Raw genomic sequence first — 18045 nt, forward strand, 5'->3', positions numbered from 1 at the left:
TCTTATTATCTGTGGTTCATAAATTAATTTTTAACCGCAGAGGGCGCACCAGATGCAGAGAGAAATACCCATATTTTTTGCTTTAAAAGCAGAGTTTGGATGGAGAGTGGGGGGAAGTTGCTGTGACTAGAGGAATTTGAATAATAAACTCTGTACCTTGTCCTAAAGATGAGACGCAATGCAAACTGCCAGCGTGAATTTCTGTGATAATTTGATGACTAATTGCTAATCCTAAACCTGTACCTTTGCCTTCTGATTTCGTGGTAAAGAAAGCATCAAATAATTGCGATCGCACTTCTTCTGACATTCCTGTACCATTATCGGCAATTTGGATAATTATATAATTATCCTCGCTACTAGTAGTAATTGTAATTACATTCGGATGCTCAACTAGATCGACAAAACTTTTGTCTTTATTTGATTCTTCTAAAGCATCAATCGCATTGGCGAACAAATTCATCAAAACTTGGTTGATTTGTCCCATGTAACACTCAACTTGAGGCAAGTTACCATAATGCTTGACAACTTGAATAGCGGGACGATTTGCTGTAGCTTTGAGACGATGTTTTAAAATCATCAGAGTAGTGTTAATTCCCTGATGAATATCGGCGGTTTTTTTATCAGTTCCATCTATGCGCGAGAAATTGCGCAACGATTCCATAATTTCTTGAATGCGATCGCAACCCAACTGCATCGAAGAAATCATTTTGGGTAAATCTGTTAATAAAAATTCTAAATCAATAGCTTTTGCTTGCTTTTCAATTTCCTTACCAGGTTCGGGAAATTGTTGGCGGTAAAGGTTAAGTAAATTAATTAAATCTTGGATATAGTCGTTAGCCAGAGACAAATTACCAGAGATAAAATGTACGGGATTATTTACTTCATGGGCGACACCTGCAACTAATTGTCCTAAAGAAGAGATTTTTTCTGTATGCACTAATTTGGCTTGAGTGCGGTGCAATTTTTGTAAAGCTTGTTCTAGTTTACTTGCTTGTTGCTGCTGGAAATATTTTTCTATCTGTTGACGTTGGATAGTTTCATGTTCGAGATTAGCTAAAGCTACTGTTCTTTCAATTGCTGTTGTCTCTAAGGAAATTATTAATGCTAATCCTAAAATTGCAAAGGTGACGATACCAATAGTTGTAGCTAGCGCAGCAGCATCAACAGTCATCGCTGAAGGTGTATGTAATACTGCGATCGCATGAAAGCTAGTAGCGGTCATTCCGGTATAATGTACGCTGGGGATAGCTGCACCCATAATCATGGCACTGACTATTTTCTGCCTTCTATAAGCCAGAGTATGCCGATCGGGTAGATGAAATGCTAACCATAAAGCTGCGAAAGAAACGATAAAGGCGATCGCTACGGAAATTCCTACTAATAGATAGTTGTAATGAATACTCGCATTCAGACGCATCGCCACCATTCCCGTGTAGTGCATGGTGGTGATACCCAGCCCCATCAACAGACTACCAGCAAGTAAATTAGAAATATCCATCACTTCGCGACTGACAACAAATAAAGCACAGCCTGAGGCGAAAATAGCTGCGAAAATTGATATCAGCACAGTGAAGATATCGTATTTTATCGGAATTGGTAAATGAAAGGCTAGTATACCGACAAAGTGCATAGACCAAATACCAGTTCCCATTGCGATCGCACCGCCAATTAACCAGCCGATTTGCGCGTAACCTGTTGATGTGCGCACTCGTTCAGCTAAATCCAAGCTGGTGTAAGCAGCCAGTAGTGCGATCGCTATTGAAAGAATTAATAATCGAATGTCATAACTACCAGTTATAAGTGTACTCATACAATGAATTTATTTTTTCTTCAAGCAAAATTAATCATCAGCACGGGTGCCAATTTTATAAAGAAAAAATAAAGAAAATATGAGCTTTTAAAAAATTAATAATTGCTCAATAAAAAACCAATCCTTATAATTCCCATTTTCTCACAAAAAATCACAACTAATCTTTATCTTGTGTTTGCTTTATTTAATTATGTCCAACAGTAATTACCCTAATACTGAGTAGCGTGAGAATGTAACCGCATCATCATTTTTTCTGGTGCTGCTAAGTTTTTAAACCCACAACGTCGGTATAAGCCATGAGCATCTTTGGTTCCTAAAAACCATTTGGGAACATCTTGTAATTCTGGATATCCCAAAATGTACTGGACAAACCATTTGCCTAAACCTTGTTTGCGATAAGGCTCAAGAATAAACACATCTTTTAACAAAGCAGAAGTAGCATAATCAGTAATTACCCTAGCAAAACCTACTTGTTGTTCATCTTCGTAAAGTCCGAAGCATAAAGAATTTTGAATTGATTTTTCTAAAATTTCTAAGGGCATATTTTCTGCTAAATCAGCACTGCAAAGAAAATTATGAATCATGGGGATATTCAGTTTAGATTTATCTAGGCTGATATAAAATCTATGTTTTAAATCTTCATTCATAGCGACCTCAAGATATTTACCGATAAATTTATCTGAGATATGTAGATGCAAATGATGAAACTACTGAAACGTTAGCTGAATCAAAGAGGCTATATTCAGCAAGAGCAGGGATATATCTATTATTAATTATGAATCAAATAGGTACCACATCTTGGAATTTAGTTTTGGATACCTTCAAAAAAATTTGGGGCTATGATGATTTTCGTTCCCCACAGGGAGAAATTGTCAGCAGTTTATTAGCTCAAAAAGATGCCTTAATTATTATGCCCACAGGCGGGGGAAAGTCGATTTGTTTTCAACTTCCTGCACTGCTCCAAACAGGATTAACTTTGGTAGTTTCCCCATTAGTGGCGTTAATGGAAAATCAAGTACAGGAACTACGACAGTTAAACCTCAGCGCCGCATTGTTGCATAGCGAATTACCAGCATCCCAACGTCGTTTAACAATGCAAGCATTAGCACAACAGAAACTCAGGTTATTATATTTATCACCAGAAACTTTACTGAGTGCGCCAGTTTGGGAAATTTTATCTCAGCCGCAATTGCAGATTAACGGCATCATTCTCGATGAAGCCCATTGTTTAGTGCAGTGGGGTGAAACCTTTCGTCCAGCTTATCGCAGATTAGGTGCAGTGCGCCCAGCTTTACTGAAATCGAAACCAGTCGGAACGAAAATTAGCGTAGCAGCTTTTACCGCCACTGCTGACCCTGTGGCGCAAAAAACCATCGCCACAGTTTTACAATTACAACAACCAGATATTTATCGTCTCAATCCCTACCGTGCGAATCTGCATCTTAACGTCTGCATAGCTTGGACTCCGAGAGGGAGAAAGCAGAAATTACGCAAATTTATCCAAAATCGACCGCAACAAGCCGGATTAGTCTATGTGCGCACCCGCCGTGATAGCGAGACTTTAGCCGCATGGTTTACGGAAATGGGTTATGCTACAGCTGCGTACCATGCTGGGTTGAGTGCAACAGAACGCCGCGCTGTGGAAACTAGCTGGTTAAGTGGTAAGATGCCGTTTGTGGTATGTACCTGTGCATTTGGTATGGGGATTAATAAACCAGATGTACGTTGGGTTATACATTATCACGCACCCTTGCTGCTTTCGGAATATGTGCAAGAAATTGGGCGCGCTGGGAGAGATGGGAAACCAGCCGAAGCTTTAACGTTAATCAGCGAACCCACAGGATGGTTAGATGGGGAAGATAAGCAGAGACAGGAGTTTTTTGAACAACAAATGCGATCGCAACAACAAACTGCACAGCAATTAATCAAAAAACTACCCAAACGAGGAGAAGTGAATACTGTAGCGCGACAATTTCCCCAAGGTGCGATCGCTCTTTCTTTACTCCATAGTAGCGGTCAATTAAACTGGCTTGACCCATTTCATTATCAAATTCAGCCAGGAGTCAACAAACAACCAGTAAACCAACTTGCAGCCGCCAAGCAAATGCATCAATATTTACATAGTAAACATTGTCGCTGGCAATTTTTATTAACCGCCTTTGGTTTTGACAAAGAAGCAGCTAACTGGCGTTGTGGACATTGCGATCGCTGTTTATTAATTCGTAGTTCGTAATTAAAATATAAAAGGTGGAACTCAGTTCCACCTTAACAAAAGGAAAGTACCAAAATCTCAGCTACCAATCAATAGACTTCATCATGAGTGCCAATATCAATTAGCACAATTTCCTCTTCACCTGAGTCCGGATTTTCTGCGAAATTGAAAACAATACGACAATCATACTCCACTGAACAAGCCCAAGCCCCAGACAACTTGCCTTTAAGCTTATGGGTCTGCAATAGTGGATCAAATGGATCGGCTGTTAAAATTGCCAATCTTTCTTCAATTTGCTGTTCTAATTCTGGTTGTCGTCGTACCAATCGCTTAAATGCTCGTTTAAACGATGATGTCAGAACCAGATTTCTCATTTGCGTAACTCATCCATGATTTGACTCAGGGTTCCCCGAAAAATCTTACCAGATGCGTATTCTACCTGCGCTTGAGCGATATTCGCCGCAATTGCATCACGACGACGTTCTTTGAGTCGATGACGTATCACATCAATTAATGCTTCTTGTTCATCTGCTGATAAGTTTTCAACGCTTTCTAGAATTTGATTAAACCTGGAGATTTGGGTCATTATTGTTACCTTTTAATGACTAAAACTGGCGTAAAAAGCGCAAATCGCTGGCGTATAAACGACGAATATCATCCATTTGATGTAAAACCATCGCAAAACGTTCTACACCAAAACCAGCCGCAAACCCAGTATAAATTTCTGGGTCATAACCTACAGATTTTAAAACATTCGGATCGACCATCCCACAACCCATCACTTCCAGCCAGCGACCATTCCATTGCAAATCCACTTCCGCAGAAGGTTCGGTAAAGGGGAAGTAACTTGCACGGAAGCGAATTGGTAAATCGCCAAATATAGCTTGTAAAAATACCTTAATTGTGCCTTTGAGGTCTGTAAATGTTAACCCCTCATCAATGGCTAAAAGTTCTATTTGATGGAAAACGGCTGAGTGTGTCGCATCGACGTTATCCCGGCGATAAACTCGTCCTGGCGCTACTACCCGAATTGGCGGTTCTTCAGTTTCCATGTAACGAATTTGGACTGAGGATGTGTGAGTCCGCAGCAGATTACCATCAGGCAAGTAGAATGTATCTTGCATATCGCGGGCGGGATGGTCAGGCGGAGTATTCAACGCCTCAAAATTGTAATAATCTGTTTCCATTTCCGGCCCTTGCGCCACAGTGTAGCCCATGCCCACAAAAATATCCAGCGCCCGGTCAATAATACCATTGAGGGGGTGAATTCGACCTTGGGGGCTGAAAATTCCTGGCATAGTTACATCCAGTGTTTCCGCTTCTAACTGGGCTTGAATTTGCGCAGTTTCTAAAGCGGTGCGCTGCTTATCTAAACTATCTTGTAAAGATTCTTTAACAGTATTGGCGATCGCTCCAATTTTCGGGCGTTCTTCTGCACTCATCTGCCCCATACTGCGCAAAAGTGCCCCTAGTTGCCCTTTTTTACCCAGATAGCTGACTCTGAGTTCTTCTAGGCGTTCTAAGGTATCAGCAGCTGCGATCGCTTGTTCTCCTTCCTGCCGTAGTGCTAAAAGTTGAGCCTCTAAATTGCTAGTCATTAGTTAATACTCAAGAGTCAATGGTCAATAGTCAATCGTCCAAATTTTTGGACTTGTCGGCAAATAACCCTAGTAGTATGCCATTAAATCACCCAAGGTCAGAGTTAAAACCAAACCTCTGTTTACCAGTTTATAGGGGATTCAGTGTTTGCATCTGTTTTTTGTCTGCTATTTGTGACCCTCGACATTGACAAATGGCCAATAACAAATAACTAATGACAAATGACCCATGACAAATGACCAATCACCATGAAATTACTCATTAGCAATGATGACGGAGTTTCTGCTTTAGGTATTCGTACCTTAGCCAACAGTTTAGCAGAGGCTGGCCATGATGTGACTGTAGTTTGCCCAGACCGAGAGCGATCGGCCACTGGTCATGGATTAACCTTACACCAACCAATTCGCGCTGAAATTGTCGAGTCAATTTTTCATCCAAATGTCAAAGCTTGGGCTTGCGATGGTACGCCCTCAGACTGTGTGAAATTGGCGCTTTGGGCTTTGTTAGAATCTCCCCCCGACTTAGTACTGTCTGGAATTAATCAAGGCGCTAATTTAGGGACAGAAATTCTCTATTCCGGAACCGTGTCTGCCGCTATGGAAGGTATAATTGAAGGTCTTCCCAGTATAGCTTTCAGCCTTGCCAGTCATACATATAAAGACTTTCAAGCTGCTGCTCGCTTTGCCCAAATTCTCGTAGCCCAACTGGCTGTCAAACCGCTCCCAGAGTTAATGTTACTCAATGTAAATATTCCCCCAGTTAAATGGGAAGAAATTGCTGGAGTCGCGATCGCGCGTCAGGGAGTACGGCGCTATGTGGATGTTTTTGACAAGCGCGTCGATCCTCGTGGTAAAACCTACTACTGGTTAACAGGCGAAGTTCTTGAGGATATAGAACCCCCAGAAGGTTTAAATTTACCTCAGAACATCCCCATAGACGTGCATGTTATCCGTAAAAATTACATTAGTATAACGCCATTACAATACAACCTCACCTACGCAAGTGGCATTGACCAATTAGCGGAGTGGGAATTTAAATTTAAGTAAAAACTTTGTGTCCTTAAGAAAACTTTGAAACTCTGGAGGTATTTAAATACATTCTCCCCAAATTTAGGCTATAAAGTAGGAGCGCTGTTGATATCACTGCTAACTAAGTCCCATTAACTTAGGGCTTGTGCTTAGTAATCTCTCACTCAGGTTCACAAAACTAGCCTGAAAAAGTGTATGCTGTTTTACCAAGAAATTCTCCTCTATTAAAATGGTAAGACCGCATAAACTGAATAACAATAAGTAACAATTTGTTTTATTGATCGCCCGCTCAGTCCAGAAAGCAACACCCATGTCTAGGTTAGAAAACCAATTTACCGTGCAATTTTGGGGCGTTCGCGGCAGCATCCCCAGTCCAGGGCCACATACCGTGCGTTATGGCGGTAACACTCCTTGCGTCGCTATGCAAGTAGGTGGTAACCGCTTAATTTTCGATGGTGGAACTGGGCTACATGTTTTGGGGCAATCTTTGTTGTCACAAATGCCGTTGGAAGGTCATCTATTTTTCACTCACTCCCACTGGGATCACATGCAAGGATTTCCTTTCTTTGCACCAGGGTTTGTGAAGGGAAACAGTTTTAAGATCTACGGTGCAATTGCTCCTGATGGTTCTACCATCGAACAGCGCCTGAATGACCAAATGCTCCACCCAAATTTTCCTGTGCCTTTGCAAATTATGCAGGCTAATTTGAATTTTTGTGACATTACTCCTGGGCAACCAATACATATTCATGACATTACTGTGGAAACAGCACCACTCAACCATCCAGGTGAAGCGGTGGGATATCGAGTCAACTGGCTTGATGGCGCTGCTGTCTACATTACTGATACAGAACATTTTCCCGATCGTCTGGATGAAAATGTCCTGTGGCTAGCTCGAAATGCTGACATCCTCATCTACGATTCTACTTATACTGATGAAGAATACCATTCTCCTACATCACCCAGAATCGGTTGGGGTCATTCCACTTGGCAAGAAGCAGTCAAACTAGCTAAAGCTGCTAATGTCAAGACTCTAGTAATTTTCCACCATGACCCCGCACATAACGATGATTTTTTAGACAATGTGGGCAAACAAGCGGCTGAGGAATTTCCGAATGCAATCATGGCCAGGGAAGGAATGGTACTGAATGTGCCCGTTTCTCTGCCTTTATCGGAATCTTTATCAGTAAGCTAATTTTCTGTCCCAAGGTTGCAGTCGCAGCGATTCGAGATTTTAGATTAGATTGGTGATCGGAAGTTCTCAGCATGAGAGTAACCTTTGAGGTAAACTGCGAAAACTGGAGGACACGCTTTGCGGGTTCACTCCTAAAAGCAAAAATATCTGAGAGTAACTCTGTGAGGGCTTTTGCGGGTCAATTCCTCGCCACAACCCAAAATGTCTTGAGGGAGTTCGCTGATTCCAAATTCGCTGATTCAAAATTAAAAAACCTAATATTTAATCAAGGTTGGTAATTTTGGATCGAGAAATGAATTTTGGATAATTGGTGTGAAATCCCAGGAAGAGCCGATCGCATTTCCTCCTCTAGGCGGTTATCCATCGGGTAGCTTGTGGCTGATAGCTAAATAAACCTAAAATCCCAGAATCCAAGTGCTAAATTTGTCTCAAAATGGGTGTTCTGTGTGGGTTGCTTCTGCGACCGAAGGGCTGCTCACGCCAACGGCTGTTGCTCTTGGCAAATTTGATGGTGTGCATCTTGGCCATCAAAGAGTGATTCAACCAGTTTTGCAGCTAGCAAACAAACAAGTCTCGCAGAGGACTTTAGGCGCAGATGAGAGAAATTTGCGCGAACTCTCACCCACAGACTGTAAAACGCCAGCACCCCAAGCAACAAACCACATATACTCTACTGTTGTTACTTTTCATCCCCATCCACAGGAGTTTTTCACAGGACAACCCCGGGCGTTGTTAACTCCACTTGATGAAAAAGTTGAACAATTGCGATCGCTCGGCATAGAACAGCTGGTACTATTGCCCTTTGATAAAGAATTATCAGCTTTATCTCCCGAAGAATTTGTAGAAAAAATTCTCGTGCAACAACTGCGATGTCAGCAACTGAGTGTTGGACAAGATTTTTGTTTTGGCAAACAGCGTACAGGTACAGCCAGGGATTTACAACTACTCGCCGCAAAATATGATATCCCTGTGACAATAGTTACCTTAGAAAAATATACAGGTAAGGCTGAATTACCACAGGAAAATAATTGTGCCAGTCTTCCACCTACACCAGACCTACCAATTAGCACTTCGCTAATCCGCCAAACCTTAGAAAATGGCGATGTCAAAAACGCAAATCTTTTGTTAGGTAGGCCTTACACTCTTTTTGGTGTAGTGATTCAAGGTCAACAACTGGGCAGAACTATTGACTTTCCTACCGCGAATTTGCAACTACCAAAGGATAAGTTTTTGCCCCGCTTTGGTGTTTACGCTGTGCGCGTTTTCCTCACAGAGCAAACATCAGATACATCTGTCCCCCTATTGGGAGTGATGAATATCGGTAACCGTCCCACCGTTGCAGGTACCAATACATCAGTGGAAGTCCATTTATTTGATTGGGCTGGAGACTTGTATGATAAAAAGCTGGCCGTGCAACTTGTACAATTTTTACGCCCCGAACAAAAATTTTCTTCTCTAGAAGCACTCAAAGCACAAATTCAACTAGATTGCAATATCGCTAAACAAGTTTTGCTGTTTCCATGATGAGTTGTGCAGCTTGGTTGGGAACAATAAAGGGGACTAGGGGCTAGGCTTCGGCTCCGCTCAGCCTAAAGGGGTTAGAGAATTTGAAGAGTTTTAATGCCCACCTACCCTGAGCGCAGCCGAAGGGATGCCCAATGCCCTATACACCCAATCCTGGTGCATGAGAGAAAAAATTGACGCTTTAACACAAAACCTGTCTCGTACCATCGTTGGTAAAACTGAAGCAATACGTTTGGTGCTGGTTGCTCTTTTTGGCGGTGGTCATGCTTTATTAGAAGATGTTCCTGGTGTTGGTAAAACCCTGTTAGCTAAGTCTTTAGCTCGTTCTATTGATGGTAAGTTTCAACGGCTACAATGTACCCCTGACTTATTGCCAACTGATGTTACAGGTACTAACATTTGGAACCCAAAAAGCGGTGAATTTAGCTTTCTTCCTGGGCCTATCTTTGCTAATGTGTTGTTAGCTGATGAAATCAACCGCGCTACACCCCGCACTCAGTCAGCGTTGTTAGAGGTAATGGAAGAACATCAGGTAACCGTTGATGGGGTTTCTCGTGCTGTTCCTATGCCTTTTTTTGCGATCGCTACTCAAAACCCTATTGAGTATCAAGGGACTTTCCCTTTACCGGAAGCGCAGATGGATCGGTTTATGCTGTCTTTGAGTTTGGGCTATCCTTCAGAGTCAGAAGAACTGCAAATGCTGCAAAATCTGGCTCATCATATCAAGACTGAAGATTTGCAACCTTGTATTACCTTAGACGAAGTGACGAAATTGCGGCAACTGTGTTCGCAAGTGAGGGTAGAACCAGCTTTACAGCAATACATCTTAGATTTGGTGCGGGCGACAAGGCAGGATGAAGAAATTTCTCTTGGTGTGAGTCCGCGTGGTACGGTAGCGTTACAGAAAGCCACCCAAGCCCTAGCTTTTATTTTAGGGCGTGAATATGCCATCCCCGATGATGTGAAATTTCTTGTGCCCCATGTGCTAGGCCATCGCTTAATTACAAGAGGCGGGCGCAGTTCTCGCAGTGTAGTTGAGCGATTATTGCGATCGCAACCTATTCCCTAAATAAGTGCTTTCATCTTCTATTTAGCCCGCTCATGCGGGTTTTGTTATTTTAAACACAATTATCTCTAAAATAGTTCGGTAAATACAGTCAACGGTCAACCGTCAACCGTCAACGAAAAAAATATTACCTTCACTATCCAATCTGGGAATCCTGAGTAGAGAGGAACATTCACCTGGAGGATATCTGCTGATGCGGCATTACGCATCCAGCTATGAAGTTATGTATAAAAAAATGCCCCTACGAGTAATTTTTGTTGTCTCTACACTACTCCAGGTGATTACGGCTGTAGGACTTACCGGATATTTCTCCTTTCGCAATGGGCAAAAGGCTGTGAATGAAGTCGCCACAAAGCTGCGGGATGAGGTGACTGCAAGAGTTAAGGATCAATTGCTGGTTTATATAGAAACGCCTCATTTGATTAATCGCCTCAATGCTAATGCGATTGATTTGGGGGAGTTAGATAGACAAACTCCTCAGTATAAACAGAAGTATTTTTGGCAGCAAATCCGGACTTTTTCCGTGATTACCTATAATTTTTATGGTAGTGCTTCTGGGGAATATTTAGGTGCTAGAAGGCTAGCAAATGGTGAGTTGCAGGTAATGCAACGCGATCGCACTACAGGACATAACCAGTATTTTGCTACCAATAACCAAGGCGATCGCACAAAATTGATCCAATCTCTGCCAAATTTTGATGCGCGTCAACGTCCTTGGTATCAGGAAGCTGTGGCGGCGGGTAAACCAACATGGAGTACAATCTATCGCGATTTTAGTACGGGAGGATTAGCAATTACAGCGGCTCAACCTGTTTATGACAAGCAGGGAAAACTTAAGGGGGTACTGGGTAGCGAATTCATATTTTACGAAGTGAACAAATTTCTGCAAAGTTTAAAGATTGGTAAATCTGGTCAGACTTTTATTATGGAGCGATCGGGGTTGCTGGTGGCGACATCTACCCCAGATGCAAGTAATCGCCAGAGTAAGAATCCGCCCACACAAAGAATTAAAGCTTCTGAAAGTCAAAATTATCTCATCCAAAAGAGTGCGAAACATTTAGAACAGAAATTTGCTAATTTTTCGCAAATTCACAATAGCCAATTACTCGATTTTGAGATTCAGGGAGAACGTCAATTTCTCCAGGTGACACCATTAAAGGATAGTCGGGGATTGGATTGTTTAATTGCGGTGGTGATTCCCGAAGCGGATTTTATGGGACGCATTCAGGAAAACACCAGACTCACGGTGGTGTTGTGTCTGCTGTCGCTGATTATTGCAACGGTGGTGGGTTTGCAAACATCTCTGTGGATTGTGAAGCCAATTCAGCGTTTGAATTATGCGGCTAGGGATTTGGCTGATGGAAATTGGGAGCAACAGTTAGCAATTGAGGGATATTATGAAATTGGTGAACTGGCTGAATCCTTCAGCAGCATGGCGCAACAGTTAAAGGAATTGTTTGACACTTTAGAACAAAAAGTACGCGATCGCACTCAAGCATTAGCGAAGACAAATCAAGAACTGAAAAACCGCAATGCACTAATTCGGCAAATCTTTGGGCGCTACCTCAGTGATGAGATTGTCAGCAATTTACTAGAAACTCCCCAAGGACTAGAGTTAGGGGGTACGCGCAAAAAAATTACTATTCTTATTTCTGATTTGCGTGGTTTTACGGCGACAGCCGAACGATTATCACCAGAGGAAGTGATTAAAATTCTCAATTTTTACCTGGAATATATGGCAGATGTGATTACCCACTATGAAGGAACAATTGATGAATTCATGGGTGATGGGATTCTCACATTCTTTGGTGCGCCTACCATGAGAGAGAATGATACAGAAAGAGCGATCGCTTGTGCAATTGCCATGCAACAAGCCATGATTCCCGTCAACCAGCAAATGCAAGTATGGGGTTTCCCTCCCCTAGAAATGGGGATTGGAATTCATACAGGTGAGGTTGTCGTCGGTAATATTGGCTCAGTCAAACGCACAAAATATGGTGTGGTGGGGAATCATATTAACCTCGCCTACCGCATTGAAGCTTGTAGCGTCGGTGGACAAATTATTATTTCTGAGGATGTGTTAGGGGAAGTAGGGGATATTGTCAAAGTAGATGGTAAGCAACAGGTGCAGATGAAAGGAGTCAAAGATCCGATTAATCTGTATGAAATTAGCGCTATTGCGGGAGAGCATAATTTATATCTCACCAAATCAACAGAAGAATTCCACGAATTGCCTGAGCCGATTTTACTCCAGTACGTCACCTTAGAAAGCAAACATGTAGGAGATCGCTTGTATGCAGGAGAAATTATTCAACTTTCCCATCGAGAAGCTTTGATTAAATACAACAGCGATGGGGGAGAATTACCGCCACCTCTGACAAATCTGAAGTTAATTTTGCTGAATAAGGATTTGTCATCAGGGGTAGGGGAAGATTTTTATGCCAAGGTGTTAGAAAAACCTGCACCGGAGAATAGCTTTTATATTCACTTTACAGCCTTACCGCCATCAGTGCGGGCAATGCTCGATCGGCTTTATGATCTTGGTTGTCTAAATTGAAAATGGGCATGGGGCATTGGGCATTGGGCATGGGAAAGACAGATTTTCATACTTGGTTGTGTGTTTTTCCCATGAGGGGCTGACTTGAACAGATAAGCTAATCGCGTCTAAATTGCATAACTATTCATCAGGGCTGTCAACTGTCAACTGTCAACTGTCAACTGTCAACACAACTTGAGTGCAGCACCCTCTAAGACTACGGTGTATACATGGTAGCCTCTTGAGGGGTGAGATAAGCTTAAATATCCGAAATAGATATTTGCTGAGTTGTATATAAATTATGTTGGCAACAAGACTCTAGAAACTGAGAATAGCCAGCCACATTTTTATAATTTTTAGCAAATAAAAATTATAAGTGCATAATTGACTTCAGTTCAATCTATTAAATAAATGATTAATATTTTGTAGATTCGTTCGTCCTATGTCTACCATCACAAAAACTTCCCTCTCGGCAACCTCTAAAACAACTCAGCTAGATAAAATTAATTATTTTGAATCCCTACAAGTTAATTTTTTCCAAGCAATCATTGAAAATTTAGGCGATGGACTGTTAATTTTAAATACGTCAGGTGAATTATTTCATGCAAATGCAGTGGGCTTAAACATATGTAATCAATTAAATCCAGAAAAACATAATAAAAAATTTATTCACCCGGTGATTGAGCAACTTTGTCAATCTTTAATTACAAACTACATTAGCGCCGAACAACCAATTATTTTATCGGACGAAATTAGAGTTAACCAGTCAAAAGTATTTCGGATTCGGGTGAGATTGTTAACTTTTAGTATTGCTCATACTCCTGGTTTTTTAGTAACAATTGAAAATCGCTGTGAGTCTCTCAAAAATGTCGCGATCGCGGAAGTTAAAAAATACGATTTGACGCCGAGAGAGGCAGAAATTTGGTCTTTGTATAGAAGAAACTATAGCTATAAAGATATAGCGGCTAAGTTGTACATCACGCTCAACACAGTAAAGAAGCATATGAAAAATATTCATGCTAAGCGTCAAGCGTGTCTAGCAACCCAGGATATTTATTAATTAAAGATTACATAGCTATTTCTCGGCGTTGATCGCTGTAACAGTTAACGAGCTTTTGAAGCATTTTGGAGACGAATTAATTCATTAGAAATCTGACGTTTTAAGTTTTCATCTTTTTGAGTTTCTACAGTAATCAGATTAAAACGCTCAATCGTCAGATTATTATCTTCTACTATTTTTTGAGAATGTTTACAGTAATTTACGGCGATACCTTGAGCTTTTTTTGGCAAAGCACCTATGCTTTTTGGATCGTTACAAACTATTTTAGGTATTTCTCTACCACCCATAAGTTTTTTAATTTCGTCAAAGGCTTGTTGACGAGCAGGCTCCATTGCTAATACGGCTTGAGCATAGCTGGTGATTTCATTACTATTAACTGGTGATGAATTTTGAGCATTAGCTTCGCTGCTAAATATGAGAATACTAGCAATTAAACCAGTAGTAGCGATCGCAGTATAAGACAAAGTTTGGGAAAACATCTGTTTTAAGCTACGTCGGAAAAATAAATTAGCAGGTTTTTTCATATAACGTGTGACACAGAACTCAGTAGGGATATGATATTCGCTCTGAATTATTTTAGGAGTAAGAAGTTCCACAAACTTTGCAATCTATGGAATTTTTATATAATCTCGGAAATTTTAATATTTTGTCTCAATTTCCTCTAGCGACTTGACAAAGTTCTATTACTTTTGTCTGTATTGTCGCTATATCTGAATATCCTTGCTTCAGGCTAACTTCTAATTCTAGCAACAGAGGTAAAGTGCTGATTAGTTGCTCTACAGAGAGGGATTTGACTTCTTGCTGTAAGAAGTAAATGCGTTTGGGGTTTCCAATTTCCGCAGCTTTGGCGATCGCATCTTGATTGCGTTCACCACTTTCCATCATAATTTTTACCCATAACCAGGTGCGAAATTGACCTATTAAAGTTGCAACTATCCGTAAAGCCGGTTCTGAAGCATTCATCAAATCGCTTAATGTCGTTAAAGCTTTACCTGTATCCCCAGTTCTAATGGCTGCGGCTAACTGTAAACTATTTTGTGTAGTATTTCTGATTAATTTAGTAATAATCGCTACATCTACAGGCTGATTACTTCCCGCAGTATACAGGCGCAATTTCTCCATTTCATTATATAGAAGGCGTGTATCGTTGCCGACAGACTCGGCAATTAGTTCCGCAGCCATTGTTGTCAATTTTACACCCAAACTTTGGGCAACTTGATTCACAGCTTGCACCAGCAACTCTGTTTTCCAAGGGGGAATCAGGGGAAATTCGCGAAACTCTGAAGCGAATTGCTTTAATGTCTTAGTCGCTTTTAAGCGTTCATCGGGTTTGTTGCGACAAGTGAGCAATAAAAATGAGTTATCGGGAATCACAGGTAAAGTGCGCGTTAGTTCTGCTAACAGATGATCTGGACAATGCTGACACAGAGTAGTATTGACTAACCAGACTAACCTCCCACCAGCGCCAAAGCTGGGTGTCATGACTTGGTTTAATGCTTGAACTACCGCATCAGCTTGATCTGGGAGAAAACAAGTGTAATTAAAACTAGTCCATAGGGGATCGAGAATGCGATCGCTTAATGCCGTCACCGCCTTTTCTATGGCAAAATCATCTTCACCCCAGTAAACGTAAATTGGCATAGAAAAATCTCAGTTCTCCTGTTTCTTCACCCTATCACGCTAATTGGGGTTTAGGGGGTAATAATGCGATCGCCTGTCAATGCATTAATATAACAAACCGATGCAATGCGATCGCATTGTCAGTTGTTACAAATCGCAATCAAAGTCGATCTGATCGTCATCAAAGTCGTTTTGATCGCAATCAAAGTCGTTTTGATCGCAATCAAAGTCGTTTTGATTGTCGTCAAAGTCGTTTTGATCGTCATCAAAGTCGTTTTGATCGTTATCAAAGTCGTTTTGATCGCAATCAAAGTCGTTTTGATTGTCGTCAAAGTCGTTTTGATTGTCGTCAAAGTCGTTTTGATCGTCATCAAAGTCGATGCGATCGCATTATCACTCAGACAGCAAAAATACAGCAGATTACTAGTTGGTGAAGTACAGATTATATCGTTGATTGTAGGGGCACTGGCACTGCCATGCCCTGAAGCGCGTACCTCATTTACCTGAAATCTGGTGTAAGTATTTTCAAACTCTTATTGTATACTTGAGCTTTAGTATAAGTAATTACATCCATCCGCGCACATCAGCAATGCAAACAAAAAATTCTCGATCAATCTAAGTCAGTACTAGATAATGGTTGATGGAGAATAAAATCATCGGGGTCATAACCAATATCACCAACAAAGCAGAATGCTCGCACCATACTAAAAGTATCTTCACCTAGTTGCTGCAATGTTATATCATTCAGCCCCAGCATTTTTACATCATGGCATAACCTTTTCCACTCTCGATAGAGATAACCATCACTATTTACAGATGGTTTCTGAGGAAAGAACTCAATAAGATTGCGATCCAAGTCTCTTGACTCCTCAAAATACATTTCTAAATCTTCAAATACACTCCGCATCAAATACGGGTATCTACCCGAAAGAGCTAGAAATGAAACAATTACCTTGCGGATAGTTTCATCTTCTTGAATATCCTGGAGTCTACTAGAGCGAAACCAAACAATTTTGAAAAGCTTATAGACATTAATTAATCGCTTAAGAGTTCTCGGCGAAAGGTCAATATGTTGGCAACATTCATGTACTGTATCAAATTCTTCTTTCGTAAACTTAATTACTTGTAATGGTAAATCCTCCATTAATTCATTTTTATCTTCACTTTCTGCTTTGCCGTCATCAGCATTATTATTAATAGTTCCTCTGGTTTCTAGCTGTCTTGTACCTTCATTTACTTCTGCTTGACTTTCATTGATATTTGGAGTAACTTGATGATTATTTATATCTTCAATTTCTTCCTTATCATATTGCATTTGAGCTTCTAAGTAATTTTTCAAAGACGAACGAGCAATTGGTCGGACTCGATACGGAATTTGGATAATTTTTTCAATGTAATCGATACCTGAAGGTTTACCTTTGCGATGTAACACACCTACATATACTTTTTCTAAAGCCCGTGCAATGTAGCGTTCATCTATTGCCAAAACAACCACAAATAATGGTGTTTTGACTAAAAGTTGAACTGCTTCTAGTACCTCTACAACTCGGTTAGGTGGACATCTATCCAAATCATCTATGTAAAGTACAACTCGTGCTGGACCTCTAGGGAATATCGCTTGTAAGCGTTCAATATGTTCTTTGAATTTCTCACTTTTTTGCTGAGGCGGTAGTAGTTTTTCTGTAATAGTTGCTAGGTCATTTTTAACTTGCTGCATTAAACCTAGCCGTTTGCCATACAGACCATTTTCTAATTGATTACCGATAAAATCTGGCAGAGAAACTTGGGATATTTGAATGACTATTTGGCGCTGTTGCTCGACATCTACTTGTAAATATTTTATCTTTTCTTCACTTGCTTTGAATTCTGGCGTATCCAGCCTTTTTTTAATTTCTTCCTCGCGAACTTTAGCTGATTTGAGCCGTTCTGTTTCTGCGAGCTTCTCTACCTTTTTTTGATACTCGTCAAATTTTTTAGAAATTATCTCAATATATCCTCTCCATTTTTTAACTAACTCTTGTGCTGCGATTATTCCTGGTGTAAGTGTTACTAAAGTTGCAGCAATCTGAGGTATAATCCCAGCTTTTAATTTTTCTAAGATAAATGGAATAGCAAAAGTTAAAATAGAAAGAACAATAAATACTATTAGTAGATTTTTATTTTTAGAAACCCAGTATTTAAGGCTTTTTAATGTAATTATATTATTAGCTTTAAAATCATCAAATTTATTATCCAAAGATTCTTTCTCTTGTTGCCTACTTTGAATTTCTTGCTTAATTTTATCTTTAAAATCCTGGTTCTTCAGTAGCTATTATGCCAAATTATTAGTTATAGCACTCATATAAACACAAAAAAAGCATCTTTATTTTGCCAAAAGCCTTATATGTATTGACAT

At 40.5% G+C, this 18045-nt stretch carries 16 protein-coding genes; 8 read left to right on the plus strand and 8 right to left on the minus strand.

Going from position 1 to position 18045, the window contains the following annotated elements; translation table 11 throughout:
* Positions 1-82: 82 nt before the first annotated feature.
* Together H6G41_RS16890 and H6G41_RS16895 are read right to left on the minus strand one after the other, a co-directional pair.
* Complete coding sequence (locus H6G41_RS16890) at positions 83-1810, minus strand: MHYT domain-containing protein (RefSeq protein WP_190747348.1); 1728 nt, start codon at positions 1808-1810, stop codon at positions 83-85.
* Positions 1811-2019: 209 nt separating this feature from the next.
* A complete protein-coding gene (locus tag H6G41_RS16895; RefSeq protein ID WP_190747349.1) occupies positions 2020-2457 on the minus strand; it encodes a GNAT family N-acetyltransferase in 438 nt (145 codons plus the stop codon).
* Between the two features lie 128 nt (positions 2458-2585).
* On the opposite strand from H6G41_RS16895, the gene H6G41_RS16900 reads away from it, so the two are divergent.
* Positions 2586-4043, plus strand: a complete 1458-nt coding sequence (locus H6G41_RS16900; RefSeq protein ID WP_190747350.1) for an ATP-dependent DNA helicase RecQ — start codon at positions 2586-2588, stop codon at positions 4041-4043.
* A 68-nt stretch (positions 4044-4111) separates the two neighbouring features.
* On the opposite strand, the gene H6G41_RS16905 is transcribed toward H6G41_RS16900, so the two are convergent.
* The 3 genes from H6G41_RS16905 to pheS are packed head-to-tail and all read right to left on the minus strand — an operon-like array spanning position 4112 to position 5620.
* The gene (locus H6G41_RS16905) at positions 4112-4396 is read right to left on the minus strand and encodes a type II toxin-antitoxin system mRNA interferase toxin, RelE/StbE family (RefSeq protein WP_190747351.1); all 285 of its coding nucleotides are present in this window, start codon (positions 4394-4396) and stop codon (positions 4112-4114) included.
* Positions 4393-4608 carry a hypothetical protein gene (locus H6G41_RS16910; protein WP_190747352.1) on the minus strand — a complete coding sequence of 72 codons (216 nt, stop codon included), beginning with the start codon at positions 4606-4608 and terminating at the stop codon, positions 4393-4395. Before H6G41_RS16910 ends, H6G41_RS16905 begins: the two co-directional genes overlap by 4 nt.
* A 19-nt stretch (positions 4609-4627) precedes the next feature.
* Positions 4628-5620 carry a phenylalanine--tRNA ligase subunit alpha gene (pheS, locus tag H6G41_RS16915; protein WP_190747353.1) on the minus strand — a complete coding sequence of 331 codons (993 nt, stop codon included), beginning with the start codon at positions 5618-5620 and terminating at the stop codon, positions 4628-4630.
* Between the two features lie 249 nt (positions 5621-5869).
* On the opposite strand from pheS, the gene surE reads away from it, so the two are divergent.
* The 6 genes from surE (at position 5870) to H6G41_RS16945 (ending at position 14030) form a co-directional block, all read left to right on the plus strand.
* Positions 5870-6667, plus strand: a complete 798-nt coding sequence (gene surE, locus H6G41_RS16920; protein WP_190747354.1) for a 5'/3'-nucleotidase SurE — start codon at positions 5870-5872, stop codon at positions 6665-6667.
* 292 nt (positions 6668-6959) lie between these two features.
* On the plus strand, positions 6960-7844 hold the full coding sequence (locus H6G41_RS16925; protein WP_190747355.1) for an MBL fold metallo-hydrolase: 885 nt from the start codon (positions 6960-6962) through the stop codon (positions 7842-7844).
* A 414-nt stretch (positions 7845-8258) separates the two neighbouring features.
* Positions 8259-9368 (plus strand): bifunctional riboflavin kinase/FAD synthetase, encoded by a 1110-nt coding sequence (locus H6G41_RS16930; protein ID WP_190747356.1) that lies wholly within the window; start codon positions 8259-8261, stop codon positions 9366-9368.
* 160 nt (positions 9369-9528) lie between these two features.
* Positions 9529-10437: a MoxR family ATPase gene (locus tag H6G41_RS16935; RefSeq protein ID WP_190747365.1), complete on the plus strand. Its 909-nt coding sequence runs from the start codon at positions 9529-9531 to the stop codon at positions 10435-10437.
* Between the two features lie 190 nt (positions 10438-10627).
* Positions 10628-12991: an adenylate/guanylate cyclase domain-containing protein gene (locus H6G41_RS16940; protein ID WP_199316199.1), complete on the plus strand. Its 2364-nt coding sequence runs from the start codon at positions 10628-10630 to the stop codon at positions 12989-12991.
* A gap of 421 nt (positions 12992-13412) precedes the next feature.
* On the plus strand, positions 13413-14030 hold the full coding sequence (locus H6G41_RS16945) for a LuxR C-terminal-related transcriptional regulator (RefSeq protein ID WP_190747357.1): 618 nt from the start codon (positions 13413-13415) through the stop codon (positions 14028-14030).
* 44 nt (positions 14031-14074) lie between these two features.
* Here H6G41_RS16945 and H6G41_RS16950 read toward each other — a convergent pair whose 3' ends face one another.
* Together H6G41_RS16950 and holA are read right to left on the minus strand one after the other, a co-directional pair.
* Positions 14075-14554 (minus strand): DUF4168 domain-containing protein, encoded by a 480-nt coding sequence (locus tag H6G41_RS16950; RefSeq protein ID WP_190747358.1) that lies wholly within the window; start codon positions 14552-14554, stop codon positions 14075-14077.
* A gap of 127 nt (positions 14555-14681) precedes the next feature.
* A complete protein-coding gene (holA, locus tag H6G41_RS16955; protein ID WP_190747359.1) occupies positions 14682-15671 on the minus strand; it encodes a DNA polymerase III subunit delta in 990 nt (329 codons plus the stop codon).
* Between the two features lie 105 nt (positions 15672-15776).
* Here holA and H6G41_RS16960 point away from each other — a divergent pair, with 105 nt between their 5' ends.
* Positions 15777-16157 (plus strand): hypothetical protein, encoded by a 381-nt coding sequence (locus H6G41_RS16960; protein ID WP_190747360.1) that lies wholly within the window; start codon positions 15777-15779, stop codon positions 16155-16157.
* 103 nt (positions 16158-16260) lie between these two features.
* Here the strand turns inward: H6G41_RS16960 and H6G41_RS16965 are convergent, their stop codons facing one another.
* Complete coding sequence (locus tag H6G41_RS16965) at positions 16261-17955, minus strand: P-loop NTPase fold protein (RefSeq protein WP_374939434.1); 1695 nt, start codon at positions 17953-17955, stop codon at positions 16261-16263.
* Positions 17956-18045 lie beyond the last annotated feature (90 nt).

The organism is Tolypothrix sp. FACHB-123 (assembly GCF_014697075.1).
Classification (GTDB): Bacteria; Cyanobacteriota; Cyanobacteriia; order Cyanobacteriales; family Nostocaceae; genus Aulosira.